20 protein-coding genes are annotated in these 17,479 nt (G+C 59.6%); 12 read left to right on the forward strand and 8 right to left on the reverse strand.

Annotated features, from left to right (window positions below):
• Positions 1-88: 88 nt before the first annotated feature.
• On the forward strand, positions 89-499 hold the full coding sequence (locus Q1A63_RS14920) for a cupin domain-containing protein (RefSeq protein ID WP_298973838.1): 411 nt from the start codon (positions 89-91) through the stop codon (positions 497-499).
• A 76-nt stretch (positions 500-575) separates the two neighbouring features.
• A complete protein-coding gene (locus Q1A63_RS14925; protein WP_298973839.1) occupies positions 576-1,334 on the forward strand; it encodes a YHYH protein in 759 nt (252 codons plus the stop codon).
• A 5-nt stretch (positions 1,335-1,339) separates the two neighbouring features.
• Here Q1A63_RS14925 and Q1A63_RS14930 read toward each other — a convergent pair whose 3' ends face one another.
• Positions 1,340-1,714, reverse strand: a complete 375-nt coding sequence (locus Q1A63_RS14930; protein WP_298973840.1) for a hypothetical protein — start codon at positions 1,712-1,714, stop codon at positions 1,340-1,342.
• A 77-nt stretch (positions 1,715-1,791) separates the two neighbouring features.
• Between Q1A63_RS14930 and Q1A63_RS14935 the strand changes: the two genes are divergently transcribed.
• The 3 genes from Q1A63_RS14935 to carB all read left to right on the forward strand — a co-directional run bounded on the left by Q1A63_RS14935 (position 1,792) and on the right by carB (position 6,941).
• Positions 1,792-2,550, forward strand: a complete 759-nt coding sequence (locus Q1A63_RS14935; protein ID WP_298973841.1) for an alpha/beta fold hydrolase — start codon at positions 1,792-1,794, stop codon at positions 2,548-2,550.
• A gap of 185 nt (positions 2,551-2,735) precedes the next feature.
• On the forward strand, positions 2,736-3,401 hold the full coding sequence (locus Q1A63_RS14940; RefSeq protein WP_298973842.1) for a VPLPA-CTERM sorting domain-containing protein: 666 nt from the start codon (positions 2,736-2,738) through the stop codon (positions 3,399-3,401).
• 180 nt (positions 3,402-3,581) lie between these two features.
• Entirely contained in the window at positions 3,582-6,941 is a 3,360-nt protein-coding gene (gene carB, locus Q1A63_RS14945) for a carbamoyl-phosphate synthase large subunit (protein WP_298973843.1), read from the forward strand.
• Between the two features lie 27 nt (positions 6,942-6,968).
• Here carB and Q1A63_RS14950 read toward each other — a convergent pair whose 3' ends face one another.
• Entirely contained in the window at positions 6,969-7,400 is a 432-nt protein-coding gene (locus tag Q1A63_RS14950; protein WP_298973844.1) for a hypothetical protein, read from the reverse strand.
• Positions 7,401-7,428: 28 nt separating this feature from the next.
• Here Q1A63_RS14950 and Q1A63_RS14955 point away from each other — a divergent pair, with 28 nt between their 5' ends.
• The 3 genes from Q1A63_RS14955 (at position 7,429) to Q1A63_RS14965 (ending at position 9,773) form a co-directional block, all read left to right on the forward strand.
• Positions 7,429-8,157 carry a Crp/Fnr family transcriptional regulator gene (locus Q1A63_RS14955; protein ID WP_298973845.1) on the forward strand — a complete coding sequence of 243 codons (729 nt, stop codon included), beginning with the start codon at positions 7,429-7,431 and terminating at the stop codon, positions 8,155-8,157.
• Positions 8,158-8,250: 93 nt separating this feature from the next.
• Complete coding sequence (locus Q1A63_RS14960) at positions 8,251-8,538, forward strand: hypothetical protein (RefSeq protein WP_298973846.1); 288 nt, start codon at positions 8,251-8,253, stop codon at positions 8,536-8,538.
• Positions 8,539-8,648: 110 nt separating this feature from the next.
• Positions 8,649-9,773, forward strand: coding sequence for a beta-ketoacyl-ACP synthase III (locus Q1A63_RS14965; RefSeq protein WP_298973847.1), 1,125 nt, complete (start codon positions 8,649-8,651; stop codon positions 9,771-9,773).
• A 24-nt stretch (positions 9,774-9,797) separates the two neighbouring features.
• On the opposite strand, the gene Q1A63_RS14970 is transcribed toward Q1A63_RS14965, so the two are convergent.
• Positions 9,798-10,262 carry a hypothetical protein gene (locus Q1A63_RS14970; RefSeq protein WP_298973848.1) on the reverse strand — a complete coding sequence of 155 codons (465 nt, stop codon included), beginning with the start codon at positions 10,260-10,262 and terminating at the stop codon, positions 9,798-9,800.
• Positions 10,263-10,549: 287 nt separating this feature from the next.
• On the opposite strand from Q1A63_RS14970, the gene Q1A63_RS14975 reads away from it, so the two are divergent.
• The gene (locus tag Q1A63_RS14975) at positions 10,550-11,131 is read left to right on the forward strand and encodes a thymidine kinase (protein WP_298974374.1); all 582 of its coding nucleotides are present in this window, start codon (positions 10,550-10,552) and stop codon (positions 11,129-11,131) included.
• Between the two features lie 4 nt (positions 11,132-11,135).
• Here Q1A63_RS14975 and Q1A63_RS14980 read toward each other — a convergent pair whose 3' ends face one another.
• From Q1A63_RS14980 to Q1A63_RS15000, 5 genes are all read right to left on the reverse strand, one after another.
• Complete coding sequence (locus Q1A63_RS14980; protein ID WP_298973849.1) at positions 11,136-12,074, reverse strand: D-glycerate dehydrogenase; 939 nt, start codon at positions 12,072-12,074, stop codon at positions 11,136-11,138.
• Between the two features lie 11 nt (positions 12,075-12,085).
• A complete protein-coding gene (locus Q1A63_RS14985) occupies positions 12,086-12,424 on the reverse strand; it encodes a tRNA-binding protein (RefSeq protein WP_298973850.1) in 339 nt (112 codons plus the stop codon).
• Positions 12,417-13,232, reverse strand: a complete 816-nt coding sequence (gene proC / locus Q1A63_RS14990) for a pyrroline-5-carboxylate reductase (protein WP_298973851.1) — start codon at positions 13,230-13,232, stop codon at positions 12,417-12,419. The genes Q1A63_RS14985 and proC overlap by 8 nt, the downstream gene beginning before the upstream one ends.
• A gap of 36 nt (positions 13,233-13,268) precedes the next feature.
• Positions 13,269-13,769: a YbjN domain-containing protein gene (locus tag Q1A63_RS14995; RefSeq protein ID WP_298973852.1), complete on the reverse strand. Its 501-nt coding sequence runs from the start codon at positions 13,767-13,769 to the stop codon at positions 13,269-13,271.
• A 301-nt stretch (positions 13,770-14,070) separates the two neighbouring features.
• Complete coding sequence (locus Q1A63_RS15000) at positions 14,071-14,313, reverse strand: accessory factor UbiK family protein (protein WP_298973853.1); 243 nt, start codon at positions 14,311-14,313, stop codon at positions 14,071-14,073.
• Positions 14,314-14,407: 94 nt separating this feature from the next.
• On the opposite strand from Q1A63_RS15000, the gene lgt reads away from it, so the two are divergent.
• Genes lgt through pgeF form a run of 3 tightly spaced genes read left to right on the forward strand, consistent with a single transcriptional unit; the run spans position 14,408 to position 17,099 of the window.
• Complete coding sequence (gene lgt / locus Q1A63_RS15005; RefSeq protein WP_299632200.1) at positions 14,408-15,292, forward strand: prolipoprotein diacylglyceryl transferase; 885 nt, start codon at positions 14,408-14,410, stop codon at positions 15,290-15,292.
• Positions 15,289-16,347, forward strand: a complete 1,059-nt coding sequence (locus tag Q1A63_RS15010; protein ID WP_299632202.1) for an SAM-dependent methyltransferase — start codon at positions 15,289-15,291, stop codon at positions 16,345-16,347. Before lgt ends, Q1A63_RS15010 begins: the two co-directional genes overlap by 4 nt.
• Positions 16,344-17,099: a peptidoglycan editing factor PgeF gene (gene pgeF / locus Q1A63_RS15015; RefSeq protein WP_298973856.1), complete on the forward strand. Its 756-nt coding sequence runs from the start codon at positions 16,344-16,346 to the stop codon at positions 17,097-17,099. The genes Q1A63_RS15010 and pgeF overlap by 4 nt, the downstream gene beginning before the upstream one ends.
• Positions 17,100-17,479 lie beyond the last annotated feature (380 nt).

Below are 17,479 nucleotides of genomic sequence, written 5' to 3' on the forward strand. Positions count from 1 at the left end.
TCGCAGAACGGGGCCGTTTATGCTTGCTTGAGGGCCGCGCTTCGGGTCACATTTGACGTGTAATGCTTCCGACAAAATGGGTGGTTCGATGGACGTCACACGTGCAGGCTCAAAACCGTCAGAAACAGGTCCCGCGGACTATTTTACCGGGGCCGTGCGGATGGACCCGGTGATCAGCGCCCCGGAGCCCGCACGCCTGCGTGCCGTGATGGTCACATTTGAGCCCGGTGCGCGCACGGCGTGGCACACGCATCCCTTGGGTCAGACCCTGATCGTCACCACCGGCGTCGGGCGCGCTCAAACCGAAGGCCAGCCGGTGCAGACATTGCGCCCGGGCGACGTCGTCTGGATCCCGCCTGGTGAAAAACATTGGCACGGTGCAGCACCGGATACCGGCATGAGCCATCTCGCCATGCAAGAAGCCCAGAATGGTGTTGCGGCGGTCTGGATGGAGCAGGTCAGCGAGGCAGATTACACGCAGGCAGCTGAAGACGGCTGAGAATTTCTTGCGTTTCCGCGACGGAAATCAGCCACCGCCGCGTATCACTCCTGTCCAACAGATAGGAGGTCCCCTTATGCGCTCCCCATGGCCTGCCCCGCTGCTGCTGACAGCTGTCGTCGTGCTGCTGGGTGTGATTGCAACAAGCGGCTTTGCCCGGATTGAAAGCCAGATAAATGGCTCGGAACGGTGCATCCAATCAGATGGCTTGCCCGATCACGCGACCGGACAATTCCCCAATTCAGGCAACCGCAACAGCATCAAACCGCAAAGCATTACCGTTTGCATCACCACAACCCCTGAACGCGGTACGCGCGCGCACCCTGTGCCTGTCACTGGCATTGCAGAGAATGGTGTGTTGATACGGCCCGGCACCGCAGATTACTATGACGCCAGCAGCCCTCGGGGCCATTCGCGTGATCGCAGTTCCGGATGGAACCTTGACGGCATGGGCGCGCGCGATCTTTTGGGGTTGGACGATCAGAATGCCCACGTCGGGCCAGATGGTCTGTATCACTACCACGGCGTGGCCCCGGCCCTTGCAGGCGCCAGCGACGATACGCTGATTGGCTGGGCTGCGGATGGGTTTGAAATTCACTACCTCGGCGATGCGGGCCGCTCCAGCTACATGCTGCTGCCTGGCGCCCGCGAAACCGCGCCCGGCGGCGCGCATGATGGGACGTATAACGAAGACTGGACCTATGTCCCGGGCGCGGGGAACCTGGATGACTGCAACGGAGGCATGATCGACGGGCAGTACGTCTATGTCGCGACGGATACCTATCCGTTCTTTCCGCGCTGCCTTTACGGCACGGACATCACACGCATCAGATGATCCGCTCAGACAATACCGCGCATGCGCAGAAAGACCACGAAGGCCACAAAGAGCAGGATAAAGTTGAAGGCGAGCACCGCCAGGATCGACAAGATGCGTCCGCGGCGGGCGTCCGCGCGGTCAATCGTTGCCAGATAGTCGGATACATGCTCGTAGGCGCGGGCGATTTGCGCCGCATCATACTGGCGGGATATCTTGATGTTGTCGCGCACGGCGTCGGCCTCGGCCAGCAGATGCGCGTGTTCGCGAATGCGACGCGGCAACCGCCGCCCGGCACGTCGCACACGGTGGGCAAGCGAACGTCCCTTCACGCCGAGGTGCTTTTCCAATGCCGCGCTCAGGTTCTGCGCCCTGGCCTCGATATCTAACGGATCCTGCATCGCGGCACCCTAATCACCCGCGCGCAAAAGGTGCAATAGCGCTGGCACCAACGCCGCAAATCCGCTAGCCCTTGCGCATGCTCGCCTATTCAGAATTCGGCGCCCAGGATGTGCCCACCGTCCTGATCGTTCACGGCCTTTATGGGTCAGGACGCAATTGGGGGGTCATCGCCAAACGTCTGTCAGATGTGGCGCACGTGGTAACGGTGGACCAGCGCAACCATGGTCAAAGCCCCTGGACCGACACCCATACCTACGCCGACATGGCCGGTGATCTGGCAGAATTGATCGAGCATCTTGGTGCGCCGGTTCACGTGGTCGGTCATTCCATGGGGGGCAAGGCCTCCATGGTGCTGGCGGTGCAGAACCCGCAATTGGTGGACCGCCTGATCGTCGCCGATATTGCGCCGGTGGCCTATAGCCACAGCCAAATTCAGTTCATTACCGCCATGCGCGCCGTGGACCTTTCCGCCATCACCCGCCGCTCGGAGGCCGAAGCGCAACTGGCGGAGCAAGGGGTTGAACCCGCGCTGCAGAGTTTTTTCACGCAATCGCTTGATGTGCCCCAAAAGCGGTGGCGTCTGAACCTCGATGTGCTTGCGTCCGAAATGGACGGCATCCTGTCCTTCCCGGACCTGTCGGGCCAGTTTGACGGGTCCACCCTGTTCCTGTCGGGTGCCGCGTCTGATTACGTCCTGCCCGCCCACCGGCCGCAGATCAAATCGCTCTTTCCGCAGGCGCGTTTTGCGAAACTGCCGGATGCCGGTCACTGGCTCCATGCAGATAAACCCCGTGAATTCGAAGCCGCTTTACGCACCTTTTTGAAACTGGCCTAGCCGGAACCGAGCAGTTTCCGGATCGGGAACAATGGGCAATGCGATACCCATCTGTTGCGGTCATACACCCAATTTTCTTCATATTTTCCGGAAATTGACCATAATTCTTGCAATCAACTCCAAATGAGGCAGGGTAATCGTCACGGATTGCGACAAGCGGTCCTGTTAGGATTTTGGGGAAGATAATGCGTAACCTTTTTACCTTGGTGTTCTCAGCCGCGCTCGGCCTGACCGCAGCCGTTGGCGCGTCATCGCTCGGGTTTGGCACGTTCACGGTAGGCGACAGCGTTGCGGGCGCACAAACGGCCAGCGCGCAGTTCAAATTCAACGCTGAAAATGCGGAGTTTGGCGCAACAGGTGGCGATGTAAATGTGCAATTGGCCCCCTTCTCGGACAGCACCATTTCGTTTTTCGAAGTGAATTCCATTGGCAAACCCTTCGAATTCCAATCCATCGACATCTTTGCTGCAGACGGCATTGACGAAGACCTGAAGTTTGTCGGCTTTCTGGACGGTGCCGAGATCGTCTCGGAAGTCTTGAATTTGCTGGGTGGGCCGGTCAGCTTTGCGCCGGGCAGCTTTGCCGGCAAGCCGATTGATCAACTGCGGATCGGGTCTGTGGCGTCCTTCGGAGGCGGTTCCGGTGGCTTCGGCGGTGCTGGTGGCGGCGGCACGGGCCAGCGCGCACTTGCGCAACTTGATTTCTCTGAGGATCAGGATGGCGACGCGCCGGTAGTCCTGGACAATCTGGAACTTGCCGAACTTGCGGCGGTACCCGTGCCTGCGTCGATACTCTTGTTTGGCACGGCGCTGGCTGGTTTTGGCGTGATGCGCCGCCGCCAGAAAACCTGACACCTGCAAAAGTCGGGACTGTTTGGGCGACCTCCTGAGGGTCGCCTTTTCGTTTGTCTTGCCAATGTCGTCCAATAACGCCGCTCAAGGGCCATTCAGCCCTTGCGCACCGCCCGCTCTTGCCTATAACGCAGGACAATTTGGACGCACGGGGGTGTCCAGAACATGAGGGGCCGGACCATGCCAAAAAGAACCGATATCAAATCGATCATGATTATTGGTGCAGGTCCTATTGTCATTGGTCAGGCCTGCGAGTTCGACTATTCCGGCGCACAGGCCTGCAAGGCGCTGAAGGAGGAAGGTTACCGGGTCATCCTGGTCAACTCCAACCCCGCGACGATCATGACCGACCCCGGCCTTGCCGATGCCACCTATATTGAACCCATCACACCGGAAATGGTCGCCAAGATCATCGAGAAAGAGCGCCCCGATGCGCTGCTGCCGACCATGGGCGGGCAAACCGGGCTCAACACCTCGCTGGCGCTCGAAGAGATGGGCGTTCTGGACAAATTCAACGTCGAGATGATCGGCGCCAAGCGCGACGCCATCGAGATGGCCGAAGACCGCAAGCTTTTCCGTGAAGCGATGGACCGGCTGGGCATCGAAAACCCCAAGGCAGCGATTGTCACCGCCCCCAAGGATGCAAACGGCAAGAAAGACCTCGCTGAGGGTGTTCGGCTGGCGCTGGAGACGCTGGAAGAGGTGGGCCTGCCCGCAATCATCCGTCCCGCCTTCACCATGGGCGGCACCGGCGGCGGCGTGGCCTACAACCGCGATGACTACGAGGCGATCTGCCGCTCGGGCATGGATGCCTCCCCCGTTGGGCAGATTTTGGTCGATGAATCCCTGCTGGGCTGGAAGGAATTCGAGATGGAGGTGGTGCGCGACACCGCCGACAACGCGATCATCGTCTGCTCCATCGAAAACGTGGACCCGATGGGCGTGCATACCGGCGACAGCATCACCGTGGCCCCGGCGCTCACGCTGACCGACAAGGAATACCAGATCATGCGCAACCACTCGATCGCAGTGCTGCGCGAGATTGGGGTGGAAACGGGCGGCTCCAACGTGCAGTGGGCGGTGAACCCCGTCGATGGCCGCATGGTGGTGATCGAGATGAACCCGCGGGTGTCGCGTTCCTCCGCGCTCGCCTCCAAGGCCACGGGCTTCCCCATCGCCAAGATCGCCGCCAAGCTCGCCGTGGGGTTCACGCTGGACGAGCTCGACAATGACATCACCAAGGTCACGCCCGCCTCTTTCGAACCGACCATCGACTATGTGGTCACCAAAATCCCGAAATTCGCGTTTGAGAAATTCCCCGGCAGCACGCCTGACCTGACCACCGCGATGAAGTCGGTGGGCGAGGCCATGTCCATCGGCCGCACAATCCATGAAAGCATGCAGAAAGCGCTGGCCTCGATGGAATCCGGCCTGACCGGTTTTGATGAGATCAACATCCCCGGCGTTGGTGTTGGCCATTGGGACACAGACGGGGCCGACCGTGCCGCCATTGTCAAAGCGATCAGCCAGCAAACACCTGACCGCTTGCGCACCATCGCGCAGGCCATGCGTCATGGCATGTCCGATGAAGATATCCACGGCGTGACCATGTTTGACCCATGGTTCCTGGCCCGCATCCGCGAAATCATCGACGCCGAAGGTGAGTTGCGGAAAAGCGGCCTGCCGGTCACCGAAAAGAACCTGCGCATGCTCAAGATGCTTGGGTTCACCGACGCGCGGTTGGCCCATCTGACCGGACGGGATGAGGCGAATGTGCGCAAGGCACGCCTGAACCTCGGGGTGACCGCCGTCTTCAAGCGTATCGACACCTGCGCGGCTGAGTTCGAAGCACAGACGCCCTATATGTACTCGACCTATGAGAGCCCGGTTTTCGGCGAGGTCGAATGCGAGGCGCGCCCCTCTGCCCGAAAAAAAGTGGTCATTCTGGGCGGTGGACCCAACCGCATTGGGCAAGGGATCGAGTTTGATTACTGCTGCTGTCACGCCTGCTACGCGCTGACCGATGCGGGCTATGAGACGATCATGGTCAACTGCAACCCGGAGACGGTTTCAACCGACTATGACACCTCCGACCGGCTTTACTTCGAACCGCTGACCTTTGAACATGTGATGGAAATCCTGCGCGTGGAGCAGGACAACGGCAATTTGCACGGCGTGATCGTGCAGTTCGGCGGTCAGACCCCGCTGAAGATTGCGCAAGCCCTGCATGCCGAGGGCATCCCGATCCTCGGGACCACCCCCGATGCCATTGATCTGGCCGAAGACCGTGAGCGGTTCCAGCAGTTGGTGCAGTCCCTCGGGCTCAAGCAACCACATAACGGCATCGCGCACTCGGATGCTGAAGCACTTGAAATCGCTGCAGATATCGGCTTCCCCCTGGTGATCCGCCCTTCTTACGTGTTAGGCGGCCGCGCGATGGAAATCGTGCGCGATCAATCTTCGCTCGAACGCTATATCACCTCCGCCGTTGTCGTTTCGGGTGACAGCCCCGTGCTGCTCGACAGCTATCTCGCGGGCGCGGTGGAATTGGACGTGGACGCGCTCTGCGATGGCACAGACGTGCACGTCGCAGGCATCATGCAGCACATCGAGGAAGCCGGCGTGCACTCTGGTGACAGTGCCTGCTCGCTGCCGCCTTACTCCCTGCCACGTGACATCATCGCCGAGGTTGAAAAACAGACCCACGCGCTGGCAAAGGCGCTCAATGTCGTGGGCCTGATGAACATCCAGTTCGCGATCAAAGACGGCGAGATTTACCTCATCGAGGTCAACCCCCGGGCCTCGCGCACCGTGCCCTTCGTCGCCAAGGCAACCGACAGCGCCATCGCCTCTATCGCCGCGCGCATCATGGCCGGTGAACCCCTGAGCCATTTCCCGCAACGCGCGCCCTACGATGCCGACGCGGCCTACGACGCCACGCTGCCCCTGGGCGATCCGATGACGCTGGCCGATCCCAACATGCCGTGGTTCTCCGTGAAGGAGGCCGTGCTGCCCTTTGCCCGCTTCCCCGGCGTCGATACCCTGCTGGGTCCGGAAATGCGCTCCACCGGCGAGGTCATGGGGTGGGACCGCGACTTCCCCCGCGCCTTCTTGAAGGCGCAGATGGGGGCGGGCACGATCCTGCCGTCCAAAGGCTGCGCATTCCTGTCGATCAAGGACATGGACAAAACCGACGATATGCTGTCAGCGGCGCGCATCCTGCTCGATCAGGGTTTCACACTGGTCGCCACCCGCGGCACCGCCAAATGGCTCGCGGATCACGATCTGGCCTGTGGTGTGGTCAACAAGGTCTATGAAGGTCGCCCCGACGTGACCGACATGATGAAAGACGACGCCATCCATCTGGTCATGAACACGACAGAAGGCGCGCAAGCGGTCGAAGACAGCAAATCCATCCGGTCCATCGCGCTCTACGACAAGATCCCCTATTTTACGACCGCCGCGGGCAGCCATGCCGCCGCACTGGCGATCCGCGCGCAAGCAGATGGGGATGTCGGGGTGAAGGCGCTGCAGGGGTAAATCGAGGCCAAGGCCCGACCTGGGCCCCTATTCCACCTCGGCCCGCTGCGGACCATTTGCCTCCATCAGCCGACGCACCGCGTCAATCACCTGCGCCTGGGTGAACGGGCGTGACAGGTGTTGCCAATGCGGGAACTGAGATCGATCGCGCAGATCGAGCGTTATCACCGCGCGTTCATCCAACCACGCGAGCTCTTGCCCAGATACATCGAGGGCACCCCCGCGCGCCGCTGCGACAAACAGCAACGCAGGATCAAAATCCCCACGCGATACATCGCGGGCATCCCCAACCGTTTCGAAAATCCTGCAGACCGATCCGGCCTGCCAATAGGCGAAGGTATCCGCGATGTCCTGAGACACCAGCGGATCGCCCCCAATGATGCCAACGAAAAGTGTTTTGTCCAATGCGCAATCCCCGGTTTCCATGTGCACCATGGAACCCTTTTCGCCTTCTTGCATTAATCTATGACATAGCAAGGAGAGATTTATGACGACTGACTGCACGGCATGTCCGCTTCGCAGGCAATCATTTTTTGACGAGATGACTCAGGATGAACTCGACAAGACCAAACGCTTCAAGTCGGGTGAGCTGGCCGTCGATCCGGGCACGCCGATCTTGATGGAAGGGTCGAATGCGCCGCAGCTCTATACCGCCCTGCGCGGCATGGGTTTGCGGTACAAAACGCTGCCCGACGGGAACCGCCAGGTGGTCAATTTTATCTTTCCGGGGGATTTCATTGGCCTACAGGCCGGGATGCTGGGCGAAATGGGCCATTCTGTCGAGGCGACAACGCATATGACGCTTTGTGTCTTTGACCGAGGTGATTTTTTTGACTTCTTCCGCAGCTCAACCTCACGCGCGTTCGACATTACCTGGCTCGCCGCGACCGAAGAGCATTTTCTGGGGGAGACCCTGACCACTGTTGGCCAGCGCGACGCATTGACGTCGGTTGCATGGGCGCTTGTGCGGATGTTCCAGCGTGGCGACGCGCTTGGCATGGTGCAAAACGGCACGATGCCCTTTCCATTCAAACAACAGGATATCGCAGATGCGCTCGGGCTGTCCCTGGTACACACCAACAAAACACTCGCGCGGTTGAGAGAGCGACAGTTGGCGGTTTGGTCCGATGGCACGTTGAAAATACACGATCTGGGTGCGCTTGCAGAGGTCGCAGATCTGGAGTTGGAGGCCCTCAGAACGCGGCCTCTGATTTGACAATTTCAGCAAAACGCAGCCGTATGGGCGTGGATTATTGGCGTCTGCAGGGGCGCCATGCGATGCTCGGATCGGAATTGCAAAGGAAACCCCATGCGCTTGATCATTGCCGCCAGCCTCGTCCTTTTGAGCGCTTGTGTTCCAGTGCCTGACCCTGCGACCACGGGACTACCGCTTTTTGGCAACGGCTACCGTTTTGAAGGTGATACCTGCCGTCGCGTGGGTGAGGATGATTTCACCAATCAGTTTCTGGATGACGCCGCCGATCTTGTGGCCTGTCCGAGCGATGCGGAAAACATCGGTGTTTTTGTCACTGACACTGGCGCCCGAGAAGTCGGGCGGCGCGACGGCTATACGCTGTTCTCGGTGCCCATCCGCTAGCGGCACAGCTGCGTTGAAACACCTGCCGACGCTGCGTCACCCTGACCGGCATAACTTGACGCGCTCTTTGGTTTGCGTGCAAAACGGTCCATCCTGTTGGAGGCTCAAAGATGTATACACCCGCGATAACCGGCACCGGCGTTTTCACACCGGACAACGTGATCACCAACGCAGAACTGGTGACCGCATTCAACGCCTACGTGGACTTGTTCAATGCGGAAAACGCGGCGGAGATCACAGCAGGATCCGTGTCGGCAAAGGAGTATTCCTCAGAGGAATTCATCGTCAAAGCGTCGGGCATCAACCAACGCTATGTGATTGATAAAAAAGGCGTACTTGATCCAACCGTGATGCATCCGCTGTTGCGGCAGCGCACGGATGAGGAGCCTTCACTGATGGCGGAAATGGGTCTGGACGCCGCGCACAAAGCATTGCAGATGGCCGGTAAAACAGTACAGGACGTCGGGCTTGTTATCTGTGCCGCCTCCAATATGGAACGCGCCTACCCGGCCGTCGCAATCGAGATACAGCAACTGCTGGGTGTTGAGGGCTTTGCCTTCGATATGAATGTGGCCTGCTCGTCGGCAACCTTCGGTATTCAGGCGGCAGCGGATATGGTCAGATCCGGCAGTGTCAAAAGTGCGCTCGTAATCAACCCGGAGATTTGTTCCGCACATCTGGAATGGCGCGACCGCGATTGCCATTTCATCTTTGGTGACGTCGCAACCGCCACCCTGATCGAACGCAGCGAAGATGCGACGGGTGCATATTTTGAGATCAAGTCGACCCGCTGTGCCACCGAGTTTTCAAACAACATCCGCAACAACAACGGCTACCTGCGCCGCTCACGCCCGGATGGGATGGCAGACCGGCGGGACATGCAATTCATGCAGAACGGGCGCAAGGTCTTCAAAGAGGTCCTTCCCATGGTGTCCGATCATCTCGCAGCGCATATGCGCGACGAAGGCGTAAAAGCGGACGACCTCAAGCGCCTTTGGCTGCACCAGGCGAACAAGACAATGAACGACTTTATCGGGCGCAAGGTTCTGGGGCGAACACCCGAACCACAAGAGCAACCCAACATTTTGCAGGACTATGCAAACACCTCCTCCGCCGGATCGATCATCGCCTTCTCAAAGTATTCGGATGACATGACGGACGGCGACAAGGGGCTGATATGCTCCTTCGGCGCAGGGTACTCGGTCGGCTCCGTCCTTGTTGAACGGCACGACTGACGGGCGATCAACCCATCGTAGAGGTCACGCTGCGCCGTGATCGTTTTCCAGATGCAGCTTCATATCGATCAGCACCTGCTGCAACAGGCCGGTTTCGCGTAGCAGCCGTTTGGCCTCGTTGACCGTGATTTTACCGTCTTCCATGGATTGCTGATATTCCCCCATCAGCATTGCAAACCGCTGGCTCAGCGCGATGACATCGGCGTTTACACCCCCGGGACGCTCCGCATTGGGGCGGCGCTCGTCATATTGCAGGGACGTCCCCGCAAGTTCCGCCAGCGCACCGGTCACATGCGGGTATTTGGCCGCCTGTTCCAGCAAGGCGACCGTTTCAATGGGCATATAGCGGTCAGAATGCTCATCATGGTCAGAGTAATAGCGGCCAAGTGTTGCCTTTGATTTTCCGGTAATCTGGCAGGCTTGTTCAATGCCAACGTCCTTGACCAGCGACTCCGTGTGCTTCTTCAGGTATCTGCCGATCGCCGTCATATCGTCCTCATCCAGCTCAAATTTTACATATCCACCGCTAGGGGGAAAACCGTCTAGGGTTTTCCATTAATCGGATGTCAGGGAAATGTCATTTATAAAAGTGCTCCCATTGTTCGGGGGATTAGCGAGTTGCCGGTGTTCCCTACACCGGTTTTGGGTCGGAGCTTTGTTGCGCTCCGCCGGTTTGGGAGCGGCGGGTCGGCTGAAAGGCCGACAGCCGCGCACTGGCTCCTGTTTGATATCCTCAGATGCTTGCAGCCGCTTTTGACCACGCCTATCAAGCGATTATGGCCAAGCTCTATTTTCACTACTCCACCATGAATGCCGGGAAATCCACGGTGCTGTTGCAAGCCGCGCATAACTACCGCGAGCGGGGCATGGTGCCCTATCTGTTGACCGCCCGGTTTGACAAGCGCGCAGGCGAGGCCTGTATCGCCTCGCGCATCGGGATCCGCGAAGAGGCCGATACCTTCGCCTCCAAAGACGACCTCTTTGCACGTATCGCCCAGCGCCAAAATGAGGGGCCCATCGCCTGCGTCTTCATCGACGAGGCGCAATTTCTGACGGAGGAGCAGGTCTGGCAACTGGCCCGCGCGGTGGATGATCTGGGCGTGCCCATTATGTGCTTTGGACTGCGCGTCGATTTTCGAGGCAAGCTGTTCCCAGGATCCGCCACGCTTCTGGCATTGGCCGACGAAATGCGCGAAGTCCGCACCATCTGCCATTGCGGGAAAAAGGCGACGATGGTGGTGCGGATGGACGCCAGTGGCAAAGCCCTGCGCGATGGCGCACAGGTGCAGATCGGCGGCAATGAAACCTATGTTTCCCTCTGCCGCCGCCACTGGCGCGAAGCGGTTGGCGACAGCTGAAACATCAGACCTTGTTGGGCGGCGCTTCCCCTGCAAAGAAGGCCTTGAGGTTATTGACGGTCATCATCCCCATGTCTTCGCGCACTTCCAGCGCGGCGGTGCCGATGTGCGGCAGCAACACGACGTTTTCCATCGCCTTCAGCGCATCCGGCACGGCAGGTTCGAATTCATAGACATCCAGACCGGCCCCGCCAATCTGACCTGACGCAAGCGCGCTGATCAGGGCCGCTTCCTCGACCACATTACCGCGCGCAATGTTGATCAGATGCGCATGGCCCTGCATGGCGGCCAGGACATCTGCATTGATCAGGTGATGGGTCTCGTCCCCGCCCGGCACCGCGATCACCAACACATCAACGGCCGCGACCAGGGCCAGCAGGCTGTCCTTTTGCTCCGCCGGGAAATCGAGCGTTTTCGCGGACCGGCTGTGGTAGGCCACATTCATGCCAAATCCGAAATGGCAGCGTCGCGCGATGGCCTGGCCAATACGCCCCATGCCGACGATACCGACTGTCTTGCCACCCAGGTGCATGCCCAGCAGTTGGGTCGGATGCCAACCATCCCAATGGCCCGCGCGCACCATACGTTCGCCTTCGCCGGCACGGCGCGCGCTCATCAGCATCAAGGTCATCGCGGTATCGGCGGTTGCATCCGTGACCGCACCCGGCGTGTTTGTGACGGTCAGCCCTGAGGCCGCAGCTGCATCCACATCAATGTGGTTATACCCCACCCCGAAATTCGCGAGGATCTGGCAGCGCCACGCAGGTTCTGCGGCAAAAATCTCTGCCGTGAACATATCGCCCAGCGTCGGCACAACACCATCATAGTCGCTGAGCGCCGCGCGCATCTCTTCAACGGTTAGGGGCGTCGTCATGGGCCGCACGGTCAGATCAAAAAGCGCCGCCGCAGCCGCTTGTACGCTGTCCGGCAAAGGCCGGGTCATGAAAACCTTGGTCAATGCATTCGCCCTCCTCCGGGCACTTCAATATCCGGTGTGATCAATACGATTTCGCCGGTGTCATCCGGCAGGCCAAGCACCAGCACTTCTGACATGAAGGGGCCGATTTGCCGTGGCGGGAAATTCACCACCGCCAGGACCTGTTTCCCAACAAGCGCCTCGGGCGTGTAATGCGCGGTGACCTGTGCAGAAGACTTGCGCTCGCCGATCTCATCTCCGAAATCGATCCACATCTTGATGGCGGGTTTGCGCGCCTCGGGAAAGGGTTCGGCGCGCAGCACCGTGCCACACCGCACATCGACCTTCAAAAATTCGTCAAAGCTGATGTTATCCATTTGCCAACTCCCGTGATCTGTCAGTGGCCGCTTTGACCGCGCGCGCCAACAGCGCAGGAAAGCCGGTCTCTTCATCCATCAGAACCTCAAGCGCTGCCTGCGTCGTGCCATTGGGCGAGGTGACATTGATGCGCAATTGCGTTGGGTCCTCCTGCGCAGATTGTGCAAGCGCGCCAGCACCGGCCACCGTTGCCTTGGCCAATTGCATCGACAGATCGGCAGGCAGCCCCTGTGCTGCGCCGGCGGCCGCCAGTGTTTCGATCATGTGAAAGACATAGGCCGGTCCTGATCCACTGACCCCGGTGACCGCATCGATCTGGCTTTCGGTCTCCAGGCGGACAACCTCACCGACCGCGCTCAAAAGGGCTTCTGCCTCATCAAGGGCCGCAGCCTCCACAACCGAATTGCCGACAATTGCGGTGATGCCGCGCGAGATCGCAGCTGGCGTATTGGGCATGGCACGCACAATTGGCGTTTGCACGCCCAGGATGCTCTCGAAAGTGGCGATCGTGATCCCGGCCGCAACGCTGACAAAGACGGTTGTGCCATTGCCCATGGCTTTGAGTGTTGGCAACGCATCGGCCATCATCTGAGGTTTCACCGCCACCAGAACAACCGCGGGGGCCGCTGGCAGGGAGTCGCCGAGATGCACGCCAGTCGATGTCAGCCAGTCGGAAGGATTTGGGTCAACCACCCAGACGGAGGAGGCGGGCAAACCCTTCGCAAGCCACCCGGCAAGCATCGCAGAGCCCATCTTGCCGCAGCCCAACAGGACAAGGCCGCTTTGCGCAATACGACTGTCTTTCATGTGATACCCCCGCACCTTTCGCGTCAGGGGTGAGTGTTACGCGCGACCGTAGGCCTCTGCAATGGCGACCTGCAGCGCCTGCGTTGGTGTCTGGTTGCCCCAGACCAGCAATTGCATCGCGGGATAGTACCGCTCAGCACTCATCACCGCAGCCCCGATCATCGTATCGATCTGATCGGCGCTGGCCACATGACCACCCGCCAGCACCAGGCCATAGCGGTAGACCATCAGCTTTTGTTCGTCCCAATAGGTAAAGGCACCTGCCCAGCACTGGTCATTCACGTGATTGAGCAACTCGTATAGCTCGGGCAGTTTTTCCTCTGGCGGCTCCATGTCGAAGGTGCAGATCATGCGCAGCGTCTCATCATAGGCCGACCAGGCCAGCGTTAGGGAATAGGTGCGCCACTGGCCTTCCACGGCCATCGCGATCTGCTCGTCCGAAATACGGTCGAAATCCCAATCATGATGGGTTGCAAGATGCTCTACAATGTCGATGGGGTGAATATCGTCTTCCAGATACTGCTCTGACAGGGCCATGATGCCACCTCTTTTTATCGCGCTAGCGCTGCGGACCGGTGACGGCCCCAAAGCTAGGCGCCTGCTCTACAGACCGGGGCGATCCCCCGTGCCCATACCAGATATGGTGCGGTGTGAAATGCGCTGTGGCAACCCCTATTCTTGTGGGTAACCGCAATAAGTTGTGGATGTTTGGGATTTCGGCGCAAAATGTCACCAATCGTAACGATTGGTGATCGTGCTTAACCAGATCTTAACTGAGGTTAACCCAAAAAGCGGCCAAAAGGGCCGCTGGTGCTTCGTCATCACGGTAGATTTTGGGTCAGTCTTTCGCGTCCAACGCGTCGAGACGGGCCTTGAGCGCTTCGTTTTCTTCGCGGGCCTTCTGTGCCATCGCGCGGACCGCATCAAATTCTTCCCGCGTGACAAAATCACGATCCGCAAGCCAGCGATCCATCATGCTCTTCATCGCGGTTTCGGCCTCATCGCGTGCGCCTTGGGCCACGCCCATCGCATTTGTCATCAACTGCGAGATATCGTCGAAAATCTTATTGCGCGTTTGCATCTGTCGCCTCCGGCTGTTCACAAATGACATATGGTGGCAAACTGCGGCCGCTGCAAGGTTGACTTCCACGCCTCACCGCCCGAAAGGATGCGCCATGCGTGCTCTGCTGCCTTTCCCCGACATCTCGCCGGAGATCTTTTCGATCTCCATTTTTGGTTTCGAGCTGGCACTGCGCTGGTACGCACTGGCCTATATTGTCGGCATCCTGATCGGCTGGCGGCTGGTGGTGCGCGCGGTCAGAACGCAACGCCTTTGGCAAGACAACAGCCCGGTCATGACAACCCAACAGATCGAAGATTTGCTGACCTGGGTGATTATTGGCGTGATCCTCGGCGGACGGCTGGGTTACGTCGCCTTTTACCAACCGGCCTATTATCTGCAGCACCCGGCTGAAATCCTCGCGGTCTGGCAGGGCGGCATGGCTTTCCACGGTGGCTTGCTGGGCGTAATCCTTGCCGGCTTGATCTACACCTGGCGCCATAGCATTCCCCGGCTGAGTGCTGCCGACATCATGGCATTGGGCGTGCCGCCGGGGCTGTTGCTGGGACGCATTGCGAATTTCATCAACGCCGAGCTTTGGGGCCGCCCGACGGATCTGCCATGGGGCGTGGCCTTTCCGACCGAAGCTGCGCAATACTGCCCGGATGTGGTCGGCATCTGCGCGCGCCACCCCTCGCAACTTTACGAGGCGGCGCTTGAAGGTTTGCTTTTGGGCGCAGTCCTCATCTGGCTGGTCTGGCGCTCCGGCGCCCTGAAAACACCGGGGCTGGTGGCTGGCGTCTTCTTTGCGGGCTATGGCATGGCGCGGTTCGCGGTCGAATTCGTCCGCCAGCCCGATGCTCAATTTATCACAGACGGCAACCCGCTGGGACTGGCATGGCATATAGGCGGATGGGGGCTGACGATGGGTCAAATCCTTTCGCTCCCCATGATCTTGCTGGGCATTTGGCTTGTTTCCAGAGCCCGCCGGATGTCATGAGCCTGCGCGACCGTCTTTGTGCCCGCATCGCCGCGCAGGGCCCCATCTCTCTGGCCGACTACATGGCCGACTGTCTGCTGCATCCCGAGTTCGGATATTACACAACCGGCCTGCCCATCGGTGCAGCGGGTGATTTTATCACGGCACCGGAGATCAGTCAGATGTTCGGGGAACTCATCGGGCTTTGTCTGGCGCAGGCCTGGATGGACCAGGGGAGCCCCGACCGGTTCACATTGGCTGAATTGGGACCGGGTCGCGGCACCCTGATGGCGGATCTGCTGCGTGCCACGCGCGGTGTCCCGGGGTTTCATGACGCCGCTGATATCTTTCTGATCGAAGCCTCCGCGCCACTCGCCGCCCAGCAAAGGCAGGCCCTGGCGGACCATAGCGTCAGCCACAAGGCTCATGTCGACGCACTCCCGGACGGCCCCTTGTTTGTCGTGGCAAACGAGTTTTTCGACGCACTGCCGATCCGGCAATTCACGCGCGCTGAAAGCCACTGGCGCGAAACCCAGATCGGCGCGCAGGATGGGGTTTTGACGCTGGGCCTCGGCCCCGAACTGCCGCAACCCGCGCTCGCCGACCGGCTGGGCGACACCCGCGCAGGTGACGTGATCGAATATGCACCCTTTGCGGCGCCGATAATCGACACGCTGGGCAGCCGGATCGCGCGGCACGGGGGGGCTGGTCTTATCATAGATTACGGCGATTGGCACAGCCTGGGAGACACCTTTCAGGCCCTGCAAAACCATCAGCCGGTTGACCCTTTGGCGGAGCCTGGTCGGGCGGACCTCACCGCACATGTGGATTTTGAAGCCCTGGCCGTCGCAGCACCCTGCCCGACAACCCGCCTGACGCCGCAGGGCGTTTTTCTGGAACGCCTCGGGATTACCCAGCGCGCGCAAGCGTTGGCTGCAGGTTTGAACGGCACCGCCCTCGACCGGCACATCGCCGCGTATCGGCGCTTGACGCACCGGGATGAAATGGGAAACCTGTTCAAAGTAATTGGCCTGTTTCCCAAAGACAGCCCACCGCCGCCTGGGTTGGAGATATGACGCTCGAAATTTTGACCTCTGAAAGCCTCGCGTCTGTCCGACATGGCTTTTTCACGCGGCGCGGTGGCGCATCGTCCGGCGTTTTTGCCGGGCTGAACTGTGGGCAAGGCAGTTCCGATCAATCCGAAATCGTCGCGATCAACCGCGCCCGTGTTGCAAAGGCCATGGGCGTGCCGCCTGAAAATCTGCTCAGCGTGCATCAGGTGCATTCAGCAACCGCTGTCACGGTGGCGGATACCTTTGAGGAAAAACCCCGCGCTGATGCGATGGTCACGAACACACCGGGTTTGGCCCTGTCGATCCTGACCGCCGACTGCCAGCCGGTTCTCTTTGCCGATACGGACGCCGGCGTCATCGGTGCCGCCCACGCAGGATGGCGCGGCAGCCTGGAAGGCATCCTAGAGGCAACCATTGATGCAATGTGTACCCTGGGCGCGAGCCGCGACGCGACTGTAGCGGTGATTGGCCCCGCCATCTCCCAGCGCGCCTATGAAGTCGGCCCTGAGTTTTTCGAGATTTTCCTTACCGACGATCCGGGCAACGCCCGTTTCTTTGCCAATGGCCGGGAAGACCGTATGCACTTTGACCTTCCCGGATACGGGCTGCACCGCTTGCGCAATGCTGGAATTGCATCCGCAGAATGGACACGACACTGCACCTACGCCGATCCGGATCGCTTTTATTCTTATCGTCGCACGACACATGAAAAAGAGGCGGACTACGGTCGCCTGATTGCCGCCATCACATTGTGAAACATCTGTGAACTGGGCGAGAATTCGGCACATCTCGCCGCTTCATCGCCGCATTCTGCGTCAACAATCCGCATCTTCTGGCATGATTGGCGTCGATTCAAACCCCTGATGTGGCGTTTTCCTCTTAAAAATAAGCGCGCACTCCAATTGCGGCAAATTCTGCGCAATTTGCTGAATTACGGCGAAAGTTTTTCGAAAATTTTTTTCAGTTGGTCAAAAAGCGGCCAGAATGGCCTGCCAGTTTGATCATCAACAAGAGGCAAACGCCCAGATCAACATTGAGCAGGAAAACCGATGCACACCAATAAACGCTTTATCAAATCAGTCGTCGAAGCGGCCGCACAAGCAGACGTCGAAATGCCATGGGCACGCGGCAAACG

It is taken from the genome of uncultured Roseobacter sp., from assembly GCF_947499265.1.
Classification (GTDB): Bacteria; Pseudomonadota; Alphaproteobacteria; order Rhodobacterales; family Rhodobacteraceae; genus Roseobacter.